Raw genomic sequence first — 15,921 nt, forward strand, 5'->3', positions numbered from 1 at the left:
GTGTATTTCACTTCAGCTTTAGTTTGTTATCTACTCGTATTGCTGTATGTACCTGTTTTTTAGTGTTGGCAAGGTATAAAGAGCGTGGTAAAGTTGCATTAACTTTAGATGTTTAGATGGCTAAAATGTCAGATTATATTTCATTGAGTGGATTATCTATCTCCCGCGAGTTGCTTTTGCTGCAATTAAAAAAACTAGATGCTTATATTGAGCAAAACTCAAGTCCTGCTGTGTGGTCATATCAGATCCCTGAGCTTGGGGAAGGAGGCGCTTGTAGCTTGTTTGGGCACCTTCAGGAAGCGCCTTTTTTATTGAGTGACTACGTTGAAAAGAACATTGTGAATGAGCAATCGCTTGCCAAGCTGCAAACGATAGTGTCAGCAGTAGTTGAATTTACAGCTGTTGATTGGTTTGGCATATACCAAGCAAGAGCGACAAATGAAGGGAAACAACTTCTCAAATTAGCGTACTCTGGCGCGCCGAGTAGACCGCTATTCCCGATAACGGAGGCTTTTGCCGCTGCGTCAAATAATATCCAAACGGTATTGAGCGCTAAAGCTCGAGTGATTAATGACATCCCTCAATATGTCGCCAGTGGTGGAGAGTACTACACTTGCGATCCAAAGGTGAAAGCAGAAACCTGTATGCCATTATTCGATGATGCTCAAAATTGTATTGGAATTATTGATGCAGAAGCGCTTTCTGAGTCATTCTTCAACGAAGAAATCTTAGCATTGCTTGCAGCGGCATGTACGAGAATTCCTGACTATTTACCCGAATAATTATCGGAATAGTCCGGCTGTAAACTTGACGCCTTTGTGGTGCTGCCAAGTTTACAAAAATGAATAAAATTCTAGATAAATATGGTAACTGAGATGCAAGTCTCTATGTTACCATCAAGTCTACTGGAATCGGGCGTCAGCCGCTCGAGTTTGCATTAATTAAAATAAAAGAGATAAGCCATGTTCTCAGAGCTAAAACCACTTCCAACAGATCCTATTTTAGGCCTGATGGCCGCTTATAAACAGGACACTAACCCAAACAAAATTGACCTTGGTGTAGGTGTTTATAAGGACGAGCAGGGAAACACGCCGGTACTTAGAGCGGTTAAAAAAGCGGAAGCGTTTCGTTTAGAAAACGAAACGACAAAATCTTATATTGGTTTGGCTGGTAACTTAGACTTCTGTCAAAAGATGGAAACACTGTTACTTGGAGAGCATAGTACATTATTGGCAAACCGTGTACGTACGGCGCAAGCACCTGGTGGTACTGGCGCATTACGTGTTGCTGCCGAATTTATTAAACGTTGCAATACCAATGCAACTGTTTGGGTTACGACTCCAACTTGGGCAAACCACATCAGCCTATTTGAAGCAGCTGGTCTAACAGTTAAAGAGTATCCTTACTACGACTACGAAAACAAAGGGTTGTTGTTTGATGAGATGATCAATGCGCTGAAGCAAGTACCTAAAGGTGATGTAGTACTACTTCATGCATGTTGTCATAATCCAAGTGGTATGGACTTAAATCAAGCGCAATGGAAAGTGGTTGCTGAACTTGCGAAAGAGCAAGGCTTTACGCCATTAATTGATATTGCATACCAAGGTTTTGGTACCAGCCTTGAAGAGGATGCACAAGGCCTTAGAACGGTTGCGGATACAGTTGATGAAATGATCATCTGTTCATCTTGCTCTAAAAACTTTGGTTTATACCGCGAGCGTATCGGTGCGTGTTCAATCATTGCAAAAGACAGTGCAACTGCTGATGTTTCAAACTCAGTATTACTTAGCGTTGTTCGTAGTATCTATTCAATGCCACCAGCACACGGTGCTGATATTGTAAATACCATTCTAAGCAGTACTGAACTTACGCAAATGTGGTACGACGAACTTGACGAAATGCGCGGTCGTATCAATGGTCTACGTACGTTGATTAAAGAAAGCCTAGCTGCAAAAGGTGTTGAGCAAGACTTCTCGTTCATCGACCGTCAGCACGGTATGTTCTCTTTCTTAGGTATTAATAAAGAGCAAATTGACAGACTACGCACTGAATATGCTATCTATATGGTAGGCTCTAGCCGTGTTAACGTAGCTGGCGTAAGCAAAGACAATATTGACTACTTTGCTGACGCAGTGGCAAGCGTGATTAAATAATACCACGCTACACAGCACAAAATAAAAAACCGCAGAGCATGCGGTTTTTTATTTTCAGCCTAAACCATCCACTGAAGTAAGTGGTTATTATCATTTAGGCTTGCTTAATTTTGGTCACTTTATCTGGATCTGACGCTTTTTCGTTTTCAGATTTGTTTTTGGTATTGGCCTTTGGTGCTACTTTGCCACCTTTTAACACAGACACAAAGTCATCTTTTTGTTTCGCAATTTCAAGCGCTAGGGATTCAACTTGTTGTTCACTCAGCGGCACGTCAACTTTCGTTAGCATGTCTTCCAATGCTTCAGCTACATCTAGCATCTTATCATAAGCATCAGCTTCTTTTTTAGACGTGAAAGTCATACGCTCGACTCCATTTCTTTCAACAACATATTTGATGATAACGGCCATGGTTATTCCCCTAGTCACTGTTTTTTTATACAGTAAATCGAATCGAGTGATTAAGCAAGTTATTTTGAAAATTTTTCAAGTGCTGTTGAGTGAAGTGAAATTAATTAAATTCATTAAAAACAAAAGCTTAATGTTTGTTTTGATTTTTGAAAGAATGAATGTTTTTTGACAAAGTCAATGTTCCAATCTTTATTTAACCTGAGGTTTGGATAAGGAATGAGCTAGCTCATTGCTTTAAACTCACATTAAATTATTTCCTTTATCTAGCCAGAGAGTTTTGGGGATAACCAGGCGAATTTACGCACCAATAGCTGGCTATTGGAAGTGAATTCAACACAGTTAGCGCTAAAACTAGCTGCTAGAAAGGCATTAATTATCCGAAGCTCAGGTTATTTTATAAGCTTGCTGCAATCATCCATTGAGAGGAATGCAAAAAGCTTTGGATACTTTTTACGCACAAGGAGTGTATATATGTTCAATAAACCCACCATACTTTCTATTTTATTGGCGTTAGGTTTAAGCTGTTCAAGCGTGCTCGCAAAACCTGCGGAGCAAGCAAAGTCAGCTTCTCAAACACGGCAGCAAAGTGCTGTACTCGATATTAATTCTGCTGACGCTTCGGCGCTTTCAAGTTTACCAGGGATTGGTATTCGTAAAGCTGAAGCCATCGTAGAGTACCGTAAGAAAATGGGGCGCTTTAAAACAACAACGGAGTTGCTGGAAGTAAAAGGAATTGGGAAAGGAATATTGGCAAAACTGGAGGGGAAAATTAGAGTCTAGTCGTAGTTATTGTGTGCGAGCTTCGCTGCTCGCACACAGGTAGATTGAAGATTAGGGCTTATTCGAGGCGTTAAACTCAGCGATTGCCTGAGCTAACTTGGGTTTGCCAAACTGTATTTCCAGTGGTGTGGTCAGTAGCGGATAAATTAGTCCTGCTACCAATAAGACAGGTAATAACAGCCAGCCTTCAAATACGACCAATGAGGCAAAAAATGGTGTGAGCAGTAGCAACTTGGCTATTCTTAACACGACCTTTGTTTTTGCATCAAGGTGGCTAAGTGCAAGACGTAAGATCATCTGCTTGTCACGTAATTTAAACGCTCTCAGTTGCTCAATTTGGCTTAACCTAAAATGCATGAATGTGATATCTCAACTTCTTTTGGTAACGTGGAAAAATAAGAAAAGAATAAATGCAACACTATAAAATGCAAAGATAATTTCCATCCATCCAGGCATAGATAATCCTGCAAAAGACCAATCTATGTTGCCGCAGTCACCTGTTGCAGCAAAAAAGCTTGGTAGCCATTCATGCAGCGGCATAAACGCAGGAAAGTTTGGTACAAAGTCACAGGTAAAAGCAAATGGATCCGTTGTGGTTTGCATACTGATATGTTCACGGGCGATAAAATAACCCCAAATACTGCCTACACCCCACGAAACAAATGCCAGACTACGCAGCGCGAATGAGCGAGGAGAAATCATACCGATTAAACCAGCTGCTAATAACCCCAACATAGCAAAACGCTGATAGATGCACATAATACAGGGCTCTAAACCCATACCGTATTGGAAATACAGTGCAGCGGCTTCAAAAATAGCAGCGGATAGTGCTAGCAATCCCCAAGATTGCCTAGAGAGATGAAAAGATGAAATCTTCATTATAGAGAAACCCTTTTTGTTTTATTATGCTTTATCTGGCTGTGTTAGAGCAACCTTACTTCGGCGGTGTGCGCTATCTTTGCGACGATTTTTCGACTCTTGTTACCAGCAGAAGTTCGAAAATATCAAAATAGACCACTTGATTAAGTCAATAGAGGTGAGACCGACATTATCAGTATTTCTATTCTGACGTATTTACTCATTCACTTTTCTCGAGGGCATCGATATGAAAAGTAGCACGCTCAATGGCTGAGCCATGTAAGATAACATATTCAATATCGTTATAAGCCGCGACTGACTGCAAAGGGTTACTATTTAAAAGTAATAGATTTGCCACTTTCCCAGCAGCGATACTGCCGTACTGATTGTCTATTGCAAATGCTTTCGCATTATTAATGGTAGCAGCAGATAGCAAGCTAACGAGGCCTACTCCGGCTTGATCCATCATCGTTAATTCTTGATAAGTCGATAAGCCAGGTTGCGAGACATAAGTTGGTGCGGGTGGCGTATCTGAGCCAAGCAGCAAGGTTGCGCCATTTTTATATAGATAATTTAGTGCTCGTTGCCCTTGAGAGAAAACTTGCTCAAGTTTAGCGACCTTTTGTTGATTACTTATTTCACCCCAGCCTTGACCCATTTCTCGAGAAAACCAGCGACCAGGTTCACTTTGATACCAAGCAATTTGAGATGGAGGTAATACGGTACGATATTCAGACGAAAGGGTGAAGGTGTTGTCAGTTACTTTCGCCAGAGCATTCATCACATTTAATGTGGCTTGATAGGCGATGTCTTTTTCGATGATGGTATCCAGCACAGCTTTTACATTGGTTGGCAGTTCGCTTTCGCTAGGGGCTGTATTTGGCGTTAACCAGTTCCAAAGTCCATGCGCCATAACGTTGATATTGGCATCTACAGCAAGTTGTTGCATATCAACGGCATTCGCATGTGCCATTACGGGTAACTTAAGTGAGTTTGCGGACTCGACTAACTGTTTGGCAGTTTCTTGGTTAATAAGCGGTATAGCACTGTTTTCTCCAAAGCCATCTTCAAAGTACAGTTTGGCACAAGTTGCACCGTCAGATTTCATTCGCGTTAAGGGTTGATTTCTTTGGTGAGCGTGTGCTTCAGATGGCGTTAGCTCATGAGCAGGATCGCCGTGTTGTGCAGCAAAGTAGGGTTTATGGTGATGTAGCTTTGAGTAACTAAGGCCTTCAGCATTATAGCCTTGGTAAACCGGCATTGCGCCACAAAAGTAGGCGTCGGGTGCGGGGCCATTTGCTGTAAATTCGGTCATGCCGGTTGCAGTGTTTGACGGGTCAATAACTTGCGTGACGCCATAGTAAAGATAATTAGCGCCTTGCCGTTGTAAAAATGCTGCCTGCATTTGGCGAGCACTAGGAGAAGTGTTAAGCAATCCCGGCATTGTTTTTAGGTGGACATGGCTATCGGTTAACCCTGGTATGAGGTATTGACCATGAGCATCAATGACCTGTGCTGCATCCGGTTTTTGACTTGAGTCAGAGACTTGTATAATTTTGCCGTCTTGGATGGCGAGCCAATGATTGGAAATGATATTGACTTGGTGCTTATCAATAGGATTTAAAATGGTAGCATTGTCGATACGAAGGTCCACTGCTGCAAATAATGCATGAGAAGACAGGGCGCAACAGGCCGCAAATATTAATGTTTGTTTTTTCATAATGAAAACCAGTTAGTGTTGTATTAGATGCCTTCGAGCATAACTGGCGAGGTACTTTGTGTTTTAATTTTCATATAATTTAACTCTGAAATTTTTCTTAATTTAATTAAAACTATAATAATCAATAATGTAAGGTGTTCTGGGGTTGATAAATTTGCTTTTGGGAAATTGGCTTGTTGTGCCTAAATTGAATCAGATTGTGGAGTATCCGGCTGGCCGTGAATATACCGTCACCCCAAAAGTGATGAAATTACTGTTGGTGCTGGTTGATGCGAAAGCTGAGCCTCTGAGTATTGATAACCTCGTCGAGTTAGCTTGGCACCCGAAGGTGGTGTCTGACAATTCGGTCTATCAAGCTGTTGCGCAGTTAAGAAAGATTTTAAACACAGATCCACAATACCAAGAATACATAGAAAGAATATCAGCTCAAGGCTACCGCATTCATCCAAACATTGCGCTTAGAGAGCATAAAGCGGCTGTGGTGTCAGTGAGCAAAAAGCGAATTTGGCTGCTTGGTGTCACCATTACGTTGCTCGCGCTCATCGCTTTTTTTGCTTTTTATATTCAAACTGATCAAAAGCACAAAACACAAAACAACCCGTATTTTGATGAGATCACTCTTGCCACACACCTATCCCAAAGTACAGCAGTGGAAGAGTTAGCGCGAGCGAAAACGATTTATCAACAAGTGTTATCTAAACAAAGTGATAATGTCGAGGCACTCAGTGGCTTATGCAATGTCTTGATGGGGCTTAGCGTATATGGCGCGGTGTCAGAGTATGAATCGCTTGCTTTGTGTCGGCCATTGTTAGAAAAGGCACGGATCTTAGATGATACAAATATTGAAGTGATAACCTCTCTTGCGCGCTTTGCGGTGATGGAGAGTGAAATTGAGCAAGCACAGGATTATTTTAAGCGCGGATTTGAGCTCTCAACCAAGCATGCTCGCCTATGGCATTGGTACGGTCGATTTCTTCGGGACCAACACAAAATACCCGATGCAATTGCTGCGCATAAACAAGCGTATCAGTTAGCACCAAACGATGCGGTTATTATCCGAGGATTAGCCTATGCCTATTTGAATTTTAGAGAGTTAGTGCTCGCGCGAAAATATTTTGATCGTAGCGTTGCCGTTGCCCCCCACACCAAAAACAATCCGCTCTATGCGCTAGACTTTTATCCGCTTAACCAGAATAGAGCAAGCCAATATTTGCTGTGGTACCAAAACAATCACATCAGTCATAGTAAATTGTACCCCGCGCAGCAGTTGAGCCACATATTGGTGTTATTGAGTTTAGGGCGCGCAGAAGAAGCTGAGGAGACATATCAGCAAGCCGCAAATTTAGGTTCAATTTCTACAGCATTTAGACTCTATGTTGAAGCCGGGATCGCATGGCGACAAGGTGATGTAGAAAAGGCTGAAGGACTCTTAAAGCAGCGATACGAGCTAGACTCAAAGGGTAATCATTATGTGATGCCCTATATTCTGGCTTTACTTGCACGGCAGAAAGTACAACCCGCGCTAACGCTTTTTGAACAGCATTTTGCTGATATCGCGGCGCTTACATTGCCAGAGGCAGGCAATGTAGGGCAATACCTTACTTATGCCCTGATGCTGAAACGTACTGGTCAAGATAGCCAGCTTAAGCGAGTAACACAGTTGTTGGCACAATACCTTAATCAAGGAAATCAGCTAGATGCAGCTTTATCTCCATATTGGTCCGCACTTAGCAATGACGCAGCAGAAACACAACAAGCGCTAACGCAGCTGCTCAACACTGGCTGGTTACCCGACTACAATGATAGTTTTTTTGCTACGGATCTTTATCTCACTTTGACATCAAACCACGAATTTAAACAAGCATGGCTGAATAAGCTTGAAAGCAGACAGAATGAGCTCTAATACGTTTGGTTACTCAGGCATAAAGCTCGCTCAGTGATTTAAAAGTAGGGAGCGAATTTTCTTGGTGATTCCTTGAATAGGAGTTCTGTGTTTCGGCAGACTTTGATATTGGCTTTTAAAAACAGGGTTCGATTTTGTTGCCTGTGAGTTTTGGTTTCCTTAAGCTGCTTTGTTGTTTGCAAGCAACGCTCGAAAGTAAATTGCAAAAGATGTCCAATAACATTATTACATGCCGCTTTGTCTGTTTATTTCGCAGTCGTTTCGTATGCACTTTAAGGAGAAGCATTTGAGTTATACAAAATGAAAGCAGAGGCAGGATGGTCTGATGAGGAGCAATTTGTTTACATTAACAGCTCAGTGTTTAGCGAAGATGAGCTCGTTATGGCCAAGTCTATATCGCCTTAAGCGAGTTCTAAGCCTCACACCGCATCACAATCTCACCTGCATTAAACATGGCTATTTTCAGCTAGGGTGATTTGTAGCTTGTTAGTTGAGCTTCATCTGGTACAATCAGTGGATTAACAAGCACAACCTGCCAATCAAGGCATTGATGTAATAATAAAGTGGTGTGAGATGAGAATTTTCAAAGCCAAGAGCCCAGCTGGATTTGCTGAAGAATATATTGTTGAGTCAATTTGGAACGGTGAATTCCCTCCGGGATCCATTCTACCTGCTGAGCGTGAGCTTTCTGAACTCATTGGTGTAACAAGAACAACACTGCGCGAAGTATTACAAAGGCTAGCTCGTGATGGCTGGTTGACTATCCAACATGGTAAGCCAACCCGAGTAAATAACTTTTGGGAAACGTCAGGGCTTAATATTTTAGAAACCTTAGCGCGTCTTGATGAAGATAAGATGCCTGAGCTGACCGATCAGCTGCTGTCAGCGCGTACCAATATTAGTGCTATCTATACGCGTGCGGCGATAAAATTCAATCCGCAGCGTGTTATCGATATTTTGTCTAAGCATGAAGAGCTAGAAGACACCGCAGAAGCGTTTGCCGATTATGATTACCAAGTTCATCACGAACTGGCAGGTGCTGGGCAAAACAAAATTTATGTGCTTATTTTAAATGGATTCAGAGGGTTATACTCAAAAATTGGGTGCCATTACTTCTCTGATTCAAGAACGCGAGGACTGGCGAGACAGTTCTATGCAGATTTAACCAAACTGGCAGAAAATCGAGAACACGATGGCGCTATTTCATTGATGCGTAAGTATGGTCACCAATCGGGTGAAATTTGGCAGCAGATCCGAGGTGATATGCCTGAAAATATCATGGACTAATGTCCACTGAGTGATAGACATCTTAAAAAGGCTTCTTCGTGAAGCTTTTTTTGATCTCCGAATGGCATCTTGAGCGGAGGCATTTTTGTCTCATCGAATTTATAGATTGGTGCTATCGGTAAATTCGATTGTTAATTATGGCGCTTGCCAAATACACTAGGCGCAGTTTTTTTGGCGGTGAGAATGACAAAGAGACTTTAGTTATGAATTTAGCTAGGGTTGTTTTTTCATAAGCACGCCACAATATTATGAACAAGATATTTTGGTCTCGATACGAGATACCAAGATAAGATTGGAAATAAACCTAACTATTGGAGATAAAAATGGGTGTATTAGTAGGCCGCAAGGCACCAGACTTTACAGCAGCAGCAGTACTAGGTAACGGTGAGATCGTAGATAGCTACAACCTGCACGAGCGTATTAAAGGTAAAAAAGCGGTTGTTTTCTTTTACCCACTAGACTTCACGTTTGTTTGTCCTTCAGAGCTAATCGCGTTCGACAAGCGTTACGAAGAGTTCCAAAAGCGTGGTGTTGAAGTGATCGGTGTTTCTATCGATTCTCAATTCTCACACAACGCATGGCGTAACACTCCAGTAAACGAAGGCGGTATCGGTCAAGTTAAATACGATCTAATCGCTGATGTTAAGCACGAAATCTGTCAAGCATACGACGTTGAGCACCCAGAAGCTGGCGTTGCTTTCCGTGGTTCTTTCCTAATCGATGCTGAAGGTAATGTACGTCACCAAGTAGTTAACGACCTACCACTAGGCCGTAACATCGACGAAATGCTTCGCATGGTTGATGCACTAGCATTCCACGAAGAGCACGGTGAAGTATGTCCAGCTGGTTGGACTGAAGGTAAAGCAGGTATGGATGCAAGCCCTGAAGGTGTTGCTAAGTTCCTATCTGAAAACGAAGGCGCACTATAATTTAGTGTCGACTTTATGATATCTCACTGATATCAAAAAGAAACCCGCCAATTGGCGGGTTTTTTAATGGCTACTGATACCTCAATAGCTTTCTCAGGGTAAAACTTTGACTACTCGGCTACCTTGCCTACTTTAGCAAGTGCCATGCTAGTTAAAGTTGATAAACTGACCCAGTGATTTTATCAGTTGAATGCTCAGGTAAGCGGCAAATAAACTGATCACGGGAGTTGCGAGCAGACTCAGAAATTCGAGTTCATTAATCATTAGTCTCTTCCTTTTTTTCTTGCTCGTTGTTATTGGTTATTTGAAACGCTTTCTCTAAAGACTGTTTGGTCTCAATTTTTATTTCTTCTAGATTCGCTTTGATTGACTCAGTGATAGCTTGCGTTACTTTGGTTTTTACTTCTTGAAGTAATGAAGCATCAATTTCTGCAGCTGTTGTTGTCATGCTTGCTGTAAACAGTAAAGTGGTCATGGTGATTTTCGCTAAAGTAGTCATAATAAGTTTCCTTGTAATTTGTTAGTCGCAATAACTATTACAAAGGTTGTGCCAAAATGAATTTAATTTTTATGTTATTGATTTTTATGTGTTTTAATTTTTTCTTGGCATAGGGGAGTTAATGGGGTGGTGAATTTGACCAGTTATGAATGGGTGAAATGGCTAAGATTTAGTTAAATTTATTAAGGCTGGATTAAGCGAAGTAAGAAAGGATGAAGAACAATGTTTGGGCCGAATTAACGGCCAAAGTTAGGGTCATCAGGTAAATCAACCAAGATTAATACAGCCCCTTTACCGCCATATTCTAAAGGTGCTTGGTGCATCGCCAGTATATCTGGATGCTGGACAAGATACTGCGGTACTTTATGTTTAAGCACACGCTCACCAATTCCATGCACCACGCACGCACAAGCAATATGCTGCTTCTTACAAGCATGAATTAATGCTGCTAGTTCTTGTTTTACCGTTTCTTTATTTAGCCCGTGTAAATCTAAGATGAGTTCGGGCGCGTAGTCACCACGCCTTAGCTGCTTTGCTAAATAGCGATCAGCTCCGAGCTTTACGAAATTGATGGTTCCTGACGTATCAATATCAGGAATATACTCGTCAGAAAAGTAAAACTCAGATTGCTGCTGCTTGACTTGTTGCTTCAGCTCAATGCTCTGAATTTTTTTCTTTTGTTTGAGCTGCACCTGATCTTGTTTGAGGGGTTTTACACCATTCAAAGACTCACGAAACATCGCGAAATCGTCATTTAGGTCAGCATTAGTGTTAGATTCTCTGTTCATGATGACATTTTAAATAAAAAAAGCATAAAAACCTAGTTTAAAAACCGCTACAATAGCGCCATATAGTTTGATCTTAGAGAGTCACCATGACGGAAATGTCACAACCACTTATTACCGAAGAAATGGCCGTTGAAGCCTTTCAAGACTTACATACCATTCAGGACTGGGTACGCTGGACAGCGAGCCAGTTTGTGAGTAACGAGGTATTTTTTGGTCATGGTACGGATAATCCTTGGGACGAAGCGGTCAGTTTAGTGCTTCCGGTGGTGCATATGCCAATTGATGCTCCCAAAGAAATCATGCATGCGCGCATGACACAAAGTGAAAAAGCGCATCTGATGGAATTTATCAAAGCACGTATCGAGCAGCGTATTCCCGTCGCCTACTTAACGAATCAAGCTTGGTTTGCTGGTATGCCGTTTTATGTTGATGAGCGCGTATTAGTACCACGCTCACCATTTGCAGAGTTAATCGCAAAACATTTTGCCCCCTGGGTAGCTACACCGAATAAAGTAACGCGTATTTTAGATATGTGTACGGGCTCTGGTTGTATTGCGATTGCATTGGCCAAAGCATTTGAGCGCGCACAAGTAGACGCAGTAGATATTTCTTTTGAAGCCTTAGAAGTGGCTGATCACAATATCAATCAGCATATGATGCAAGACAGAGTCTTTGCTATCCAATCTGATGTATTTAGTGGTGTACCGGGTCAAAAGTACGATTTAATCGTAGCGAACCCTCCTTATGTTGATGCAGAAGACATGTCAGATCTGCCAGAGGAGTTCCATCATGAGCCAGAGCTTGGCTTGGCGTCAGGAGAAGATGGCCTTGATGTGACCCGCACACTACTGGCAGAAGCGGCCGATCATCTAAATGATGATGGTTTGTTATTTGTCGAAGTTGGCAATTCTATGGTACATATGGAGCAGCAATTTCCTGAAGCGCCATTTACTTGGCTAGACTTTGAGCATGGTGGTTTAGGGGTCTTTGTCGTATCCAAACAACAACTATTGGAATACTTTAAAAACTGATAGGGAGCCAATGCTCTCTATCGTCTATTTAGGAATGAGGAAAAACGATGGCAGGCAATAGCATTGGCCAATTATTTAAGGTGTCGACCTTTGGTGAAAGCCATGGCGCCGCGCTTGGTGGCGTGGTGGATGGTGTACCACCAGGGCTTGAGATCACTGAAGCTGATTTACAAATCGATTTAGATAGACGCAAACCAGGCCAAAGCCGCTACACAACACAGCGCCGAGAAGGTGATGAGATAAAAATTCTCTCGGGTGTGTTTGAAGGCAAGACCACAGGTACGAGTATTGGATTGTTGATTGAAAATACCGATCAACGTTCAAAAGATTACTCAAACATCAAAGACTTGTTCCGTCCGGGTCATGGCGACTATACCTATTGGCACAAATACGGACATAGAGATTATCGCGGTGGTGGTCGGTCGTCGGCACGTGAAACTGCCATTCGAGTTGCAGCAGGTGCGATTGCGAAAAAGTATCTCAAGCAAGTCCATGGTATCGAAATCAATGCCTGTCTTTCTCAATTAGGCCCGATTAAAGCCGAGCATTATGATTGGTCAGCGGTTGAAAACAATCCATTTTTCTTTCCCGATGAATCTAAGCTAGAAGCGCTAGATGAATATATGCGTACGCTGAAAAAAGAAGGTGATTCAGTCGGTGCGAAAGTGAAAGTCGTGGCGAAAAATGTGCCAGTTGGTTTAGGTGAGCCAGTGTTTGACCGTTTGGATGCTGAGATAGCGCACTCCTTGATGAGCATTAATGCCGTAAAAGGCGTAGAGATTGGTGATGGCTTTGATGTGGTTGAGCAAAAGGGCTCTGAGCATAGAGATGAGCTAACGCCACAGGGATTTACTTCTAATCATGCCGGCGGCGTTTTAGCGGGTATTTCTACAGGGCAAGATATTATCGCATCAATTGCGCTAAAACCGACATCAAGTATCTCGGTACCGGGGCAGAGTATTGATACCCACAACCAACCACAAGAAGTTGTGACGAAGGGTCGCCATGACCCTTGTGTTGGTATTCGTGCCATTCCAATAGCAGAAGCCATGTTGGCTATTACGCTCATGGATCACTTATTACGTCACCGTGGTCAAAACCAAGACGTCAATTTGTCGCACAAGCCAATTCCTAGTCATATCTAGCCAGTAGCGAGTAAGCTAATTTTGGCACAGTGATTGCTTTTCTTGGACAAATCAAGGAGAGCAATCATGATCACTTACCAAACCCACTCCGCAATTCGTACCACTGAGTCCGTTTCAGAGCAGCAAAGCCTTGCTCAAACTAAACGAGCTAATACCGCTGCGCAGGAGCAAGACTATGTCGCGGCTGCTAACATCGCAGCCCAATCATCCCCTGTACTCGATAATAAAGCCGACGAGCCATATAAATATGAAGTGGTGGAGCGTAATCAGTCATTTCTCGAAAAAATGAGAGAAGCGGTAATGTTTAGCCGCTTAGGGGCAAATAAAGAGAAAATAGACGAATTAAAAGAGAAAATGGCAGAACTTGAAAAGCTTGCGGCTGAGGGAAAAATTTCACCTGAAGAATTAGAAGAGCGGATGGCTGCCTTACAAGAAGCGATGAGAGAAGCGGTAACTCAGGAAGAAAACAAGGCGAACAAGGACACGCTAATGAGTTAGTGAGGCTTAAAATAATAAAAGCCTCAACTGAGGCTTTTATTATAGCTATAAACGAACAGCGTTTAGCTGTGATATTTTTCACACGCTTCGAGCGTATTTTCGATTAAGCTTGCGACGGTCATTGGGCCCACACCACCTGGCACTGGAGTAATAAAGCTCGCGTTTTGTTCTGCGATGTCGTATTGCACGTCACCTACCAGTTTGCCAGATTCTAAGCGATTAATGCCTACATCGATGACAATCGCGCCTTCTTTAACCCAGTCGCCTGGAATAAACTCAGGTTTACCGACCGCCACAACCAGTAGATCGGCACGACGCACATGGGTTTCGAGGTCTTGCGTAAATTTATGGCAAACGGTTGTAGTACAACCAGCAAGTAGCAGCTCTAGTGACATAGGGCGACCAACGATGTTTGAAGCACCAACCACAACAGCATGCATGCCTTTATAACGCACACCGGTAGAGTCGAGTAGGGTGATGATCCCTTTTGGCGTACAAGGTCTCAGTGCTGGCATTCTTTGGGCAAGACGACCTACGTTATATGGGTGAAAGCCGTCGACGTCTTTATGAGGATCAATACGCTCTAACACTTTTTCTGCGTCTAGGCCTTCAGGTAGCGGCAATTGTACTAAGATCCCATCAACTTCAGGATCTGCATTTAGCTCATCAACAAGCGCAAGTAATTGCTCTTCGCTTGTATCACCTGGTAAGTCGAAAGATTTAGAAACAAATCCGACTTCTTCACAGGCTTTACGCTTTGAACCAACATAAACTTGGCTCGCAGGATCCTGGCCTACTAATACCACAGCCAAGCCAGGCGCTCTTAGACCTTGCGCTAGTCTGTCTTGAACACGTTGTGCAACAGTAGAACGAACTTGTTTCGCGATAGCTTTGCCATCAATGATGTTTGCCGTCATGATTGACCTATATTAAGGGTTAAAAAACTTGAACGATGATAGAGCCTTTAAATTCTTCTATACAAGCACTTTCATATATTGATGAAATGATTGCTTAATACAGATGAAAAATGGGGTCGCTCTATTTATATGTCCCTTTAGTTATTACAAAGGAGGACATTTGCCCGCTATTTTCTCAAAAAACAGCCAGTCCGCCAAGTTTGCATTGCGTAAAAGCAAAGGTTTTCATGATCTGTTCTACAAGAAGCGTTCAAAAATTGTTTAAGTCAGCTGTTTTATCAACAATTTGTGGCAAAATTAGGCAGTTGAAACAAAAACTAAAAAAAATATTTGACCTACTTCGGGCAAATCACTATTATGCACCCCGTTGCCAACGAGGACTCACCGATAAAAAGGTTCTTAGTTCTCCAAGGTCACAGTCGGCGATTAGCGCAGCTTGGTAGCGCACTTGGTTTGGGTCCAAGGGGTCGCAGGTTCAAATCCTGCATCGCCGACCACTTTTAAAATAAGAAAGTAGCATGAAGATGTTTACGAGTTTGCGCCCTTAGCTCAGCTGGATAGAGCAACGCCCTTCTAAGGCGTCGGTCGAAGGTTCGAATCCTTCAGGGTGCGCCATCTTATTTTAATCCACATGTAGTGGCGGCTGTAGCTCAGTTGGTAGAGCCCTGGATTGTGATTCCGGTTGTCGTGGGTTCAAGTCCCATCAGTCGCCCCATCTACATGCCTAAATTAGTCGGCGATTAGCGCAGCTTGGTAGCGCACTTGGTTTGGGTCCAAGGGGTCGCAGGTTCAAATCCTGCATCGCCGACCACTTCTACAAAATATATATGTTCGGCGATTAGCGCAGCTTGGTAGCGCACTTGGTTTGGGTCCAAGGGGTCGCAGGTTCAAATCCTGCATCGCCGACCACTTTCTCTCTAGTATCTCAGTCATTTATTTCAAATTTACTAACTTTTAATCAATTAGCACCAATATGCCTAATTATTTAACCTGATTGCTCGACT

16 protein-coding genes and 5 tRNA genes are annotated in these 15,921 nt (G+C 42.6%); 14 read left to right on the plus strand and 7 right to left on the minus strand.

What is annotated here, in order from left to right; all coding sequences use genetic code 11:
- The first annotated feature begins 116 nt into the window (after positions 1-116).
- Together BB427_RS00135 and BB427_RS00140 are read left to right on the plus strand one after the other, a co-directional pair.
- Positions 117-782: a GAF domain-containing protein gene (locus tag BB427_RS00135; RefSeq protein WP_069018576.1), complete on the plus strand. Its 666-nt coding sequence runs from the start codon at positions 117-119 to the stop codon at positions 780-782.
- Between the two features lie 180 nt (positions 783-962).
- Positions 963-2,153 (plus strand): amino acid aminotransferase, encoded by a 1,191-nt coding sequence (locus BB427_RS00140; RefSeq protein ID WP_010371103.1) that lies wholly within the window; start codon positions 963-965, stop codon positions 2,151-2,153.
- Between the two features lie 94 nt (positions 2,154-2,247).
- Here BB427_RS00140 and BB427_RS00145 read toward each other — a convergent pair whose 3' ends face one another.
- A complete protein-coding gene (locus BB427_RS00145) occupies positions 2,248-2,562 on the minus strand; it encodes a YebG family protein (protein WP_010606713.1) in 315 nt (104 codons plus the stop codon).
- Between the two features lie 471 nt (positions 2,563-3,033).
- Between BB427_RS00145 and BB427_RS00150 the strand changes: the two genes are divergently transcribed.
- Positions 3,034-3,342, plus strand: coding sequence for a ComEA family DNA-binding protein (locus BB427_RS00150; protein WP_069018577.1), 309 nt, complete (start codon positions 3,034-3,036; stop codon positions 3,340-3,342).
- A gap of 51 nt (positions 3,343-3,393) precedes the next feature.
- Here BB427_RS00150 and BB427_RS00155 read toward each other — a convergent pair whose 3' ends face one another.
- The 3 genes from BB427_RS00155 to BB427_RS00165 form a co-directional block, all read right to left on the minus strand.
- The gene (locus BB427_RS00155; RefSeq protein WP_017216140.1) at positions 3,394-3,699 is read right to left on the minus strand and encodes a hypothetical protein; all 306 of its coding nucleotides are present in this window, start codon (positions 3,697-3,699) and stop codon (positions 3,394-3,396) included.
- A gap of 12 nt (positions 3,700-3,711) precedes the next feature.
- The gene (gene dsbB / locus BB427_RS00160) at positions 3,712-4,221 is read right to left on the minus strand and encodes a disulfide bond formation protein DsbB (RefSeq protein WP_069018578.1); all 510 of its coding nucleotides are present in this window, start codon (positions 4,219-4,221) and stop codon (positions 3,712-3,714) included.
- 199 nt (positions 4,222-4,420) lie between these two features.
- Positions 4,421-5,920: an amidohydrolase family protein gene (locus tag BB427_RS00165; RefSeq protein ID WP_069018579.1), complete on the minus strand. Its 1,500-nt coding sequence runs from the start codon at positions 5,918-5,920 to the stop codon at positions 4,421-4,423.
- A gap of 178 nt (positions 5,921-6,098) precedes the next feature.
- On the opposite strand from BB427_RS00165, the gene BB427_RS00170 reads away from it, so the two are divergent.
- The 3 genes from BB427_RS00170 to BB427_RS00180 all read left to right on the plus strand — a co-directional run bounded on the left by BB427_RS00170 (position 6,099) and on the right by BB427_RS00180 (position 10,039).
- Positions 6,099-7,823, plus strand: a complete 1,725-nt coding sequence (locus BB427_RS00170) for a winged helix-turn-helix domain-containing protein (RefSeq protein WP_254663550.1) — start codon at positions 6,099-6,101, stop codon at positions 7,821-7,823.
- A gap of 573 nt (positions 7,824-8,396) precedes the next feature.
- Complete coding sequence (gene fadR / locus BB427_RS00175; RefSeq protein WP_069018581.1) at positions 8,397-9,110, plus strand: fatty acid metabolism transcriptional regulator FadR; 714 nt, start codon at positions 8,397-8,399, stop codon at positions 9,108-9,110.
- 323 nt (positions 9,111-9,433) lie between these two features.
- Positions 9,434-10,039 carry a peroxiredoxin gene (locus tag BB427_RS00180; protein ID WP_010371125.1) on the plus strand — a complete coding sequence of 202 codons (606 nt, stop codon included), beginning with the start codon at positions 9,434-9,436 and terminating at the stop codon, positions 10,037-10,039.
- A gap of 256 nt (positions 10,040-10,295) precedes the next feature.
- On the opposite strand, the gene BB427_RS00185 is transcribed toward BB427_RS00180, so the two are convergent.
- Entirely contained in the window at positions 10,296-10,538 is a 243-nt protein-coding gene (locus BB427_RS00185) for a hypothetical protein (RefSeq protein ID WP_069018582.1), read from the minus strand.
- Positions 10,539-10,774: 236 nt separating this feature from the next.
- Positions 10,775-11,326, minus strand: coding sequence for an endonuclease SmrB (gene smrB, locus BB427_RS00190; RefSeq protein ID WP_069018583.1), 552 nt, complete (start codon positions 11,324-11,326; stop codon positions 10,775-10,777).
- Between the two features lie 95 nt (positions 11,327-11,421).
- Here smrB and prmB point away from each other — a divergent pair, with 95 nt between their 5' ends.
- From prmB to BB427_RS00205, 3 genes are all read left to right on the plus strand, one after another.
- Positions 11,422-12,357, plus strand: a complete 936-nt coding sequence (gene prmB / locus BB427_RS00195; protein ID WP_069018684.1) for a 50S ribosomal protein L3 N(5)-glutamine methyltransferase — start codon at positions 11,422-11,424, stop codon at positions 12,355-12,357.
- Between the two features lie 47 nt (positions 12,358-12,404).
- Positions 12,405-13,502 (plus strand): chorismate synthase, encoded by a 1,098-nt coding sequence (gene aroC / locus BB427_RS00200; RefSeq protein WP_069018584.1) that lies wholly within the window; start codon positions 12,405-12,407, stop codon positions 13,500-13,502.
- A 66-nt stretch (positions 13,503-13,568) separates the two neighbouring features.
- Positions 13,569-14,000 (plus strand): hypothetical protein, encoded by a 432-nt coding sequence (locus BB427_RS00205; RefSeq protein ID WP_069018585.1) that lies wholly within the window; start codon positions 13,569-13,571, stop codon positions 13,998-14,000.
- Positions 14,001-14,062: 62 nt separating this feature from the next.
- Here BB427_RS00205 and folD read toward each other — a convergent pair whose 3' ends face one another.
- The gene (gene folD / locus BB427_RS00210; protein WP_010371140.1) at positions 14,063-14,917 is read right to left on the minus strand and encodes a bifunctional methylenetetrahydrofolate dehydrogenase/methenyltetrahydrofolate cyclohydrolase FolD; all 855 of its coding nucleotides are present in this window, start codon (positions 14,915-14,917) and stop codon (positions 14,063-14,065) included.
- Positions 14,918-15,337: 420 nt separating this feature from the next.
- Here folD and BB427_RS00215 point away from each other — a divergent pair.
- The 5 genes from BB427_RS00215 (at position 15,338) to BB427_RS00235 (ending at position 15,826) form a co-directional block, all read left to right on the plus strand.
- Positions 15,338-15,414, plus strand: a tRNA-Pro gene (locus BB427_RS00215).
- Between the two features lie 41 nt (positions 15,415-15,455).
- Positions 15,456-15,532: transfer RNA gene (locus tag BB427_RS00220), tRNA-Arg, on the plus strand.
- A gap of 24 nt (positions 15,533-15,556) precedes the next feature.
- Positions 15,557-15,632 (plus strand) — tRNA-His (locus BB427_RS00225).
- A 19-nt stretch (positions 15,633-15,651) separates the two neighbouring features.
- Positions 15,652-15,728: transfer RNA gene (locus BB427_RS00230), tRNA-Pro, on the plus strand.
- 21 nt (positions 15,729-15,749) lie between these two features.
- Positions 15,750-15,826 (plus strand) — tRNA-Pro (locus BB427_RS00235).
- Positions 15,827-15,921: the final 95 nt, after the last annotated feature.

Origin of the sequence: Pseudoalteromonas sp. BMB (genome assembly GCF_001709235.1) — a bacterium.
Classification (GTDB): Bacteria; Pseudomonadota; Gammaproteobacteria; order Enterobacterales; family Alteromonadaceae; genus Pseudoalteromonas; species Pseudoalteromonas maricaloris.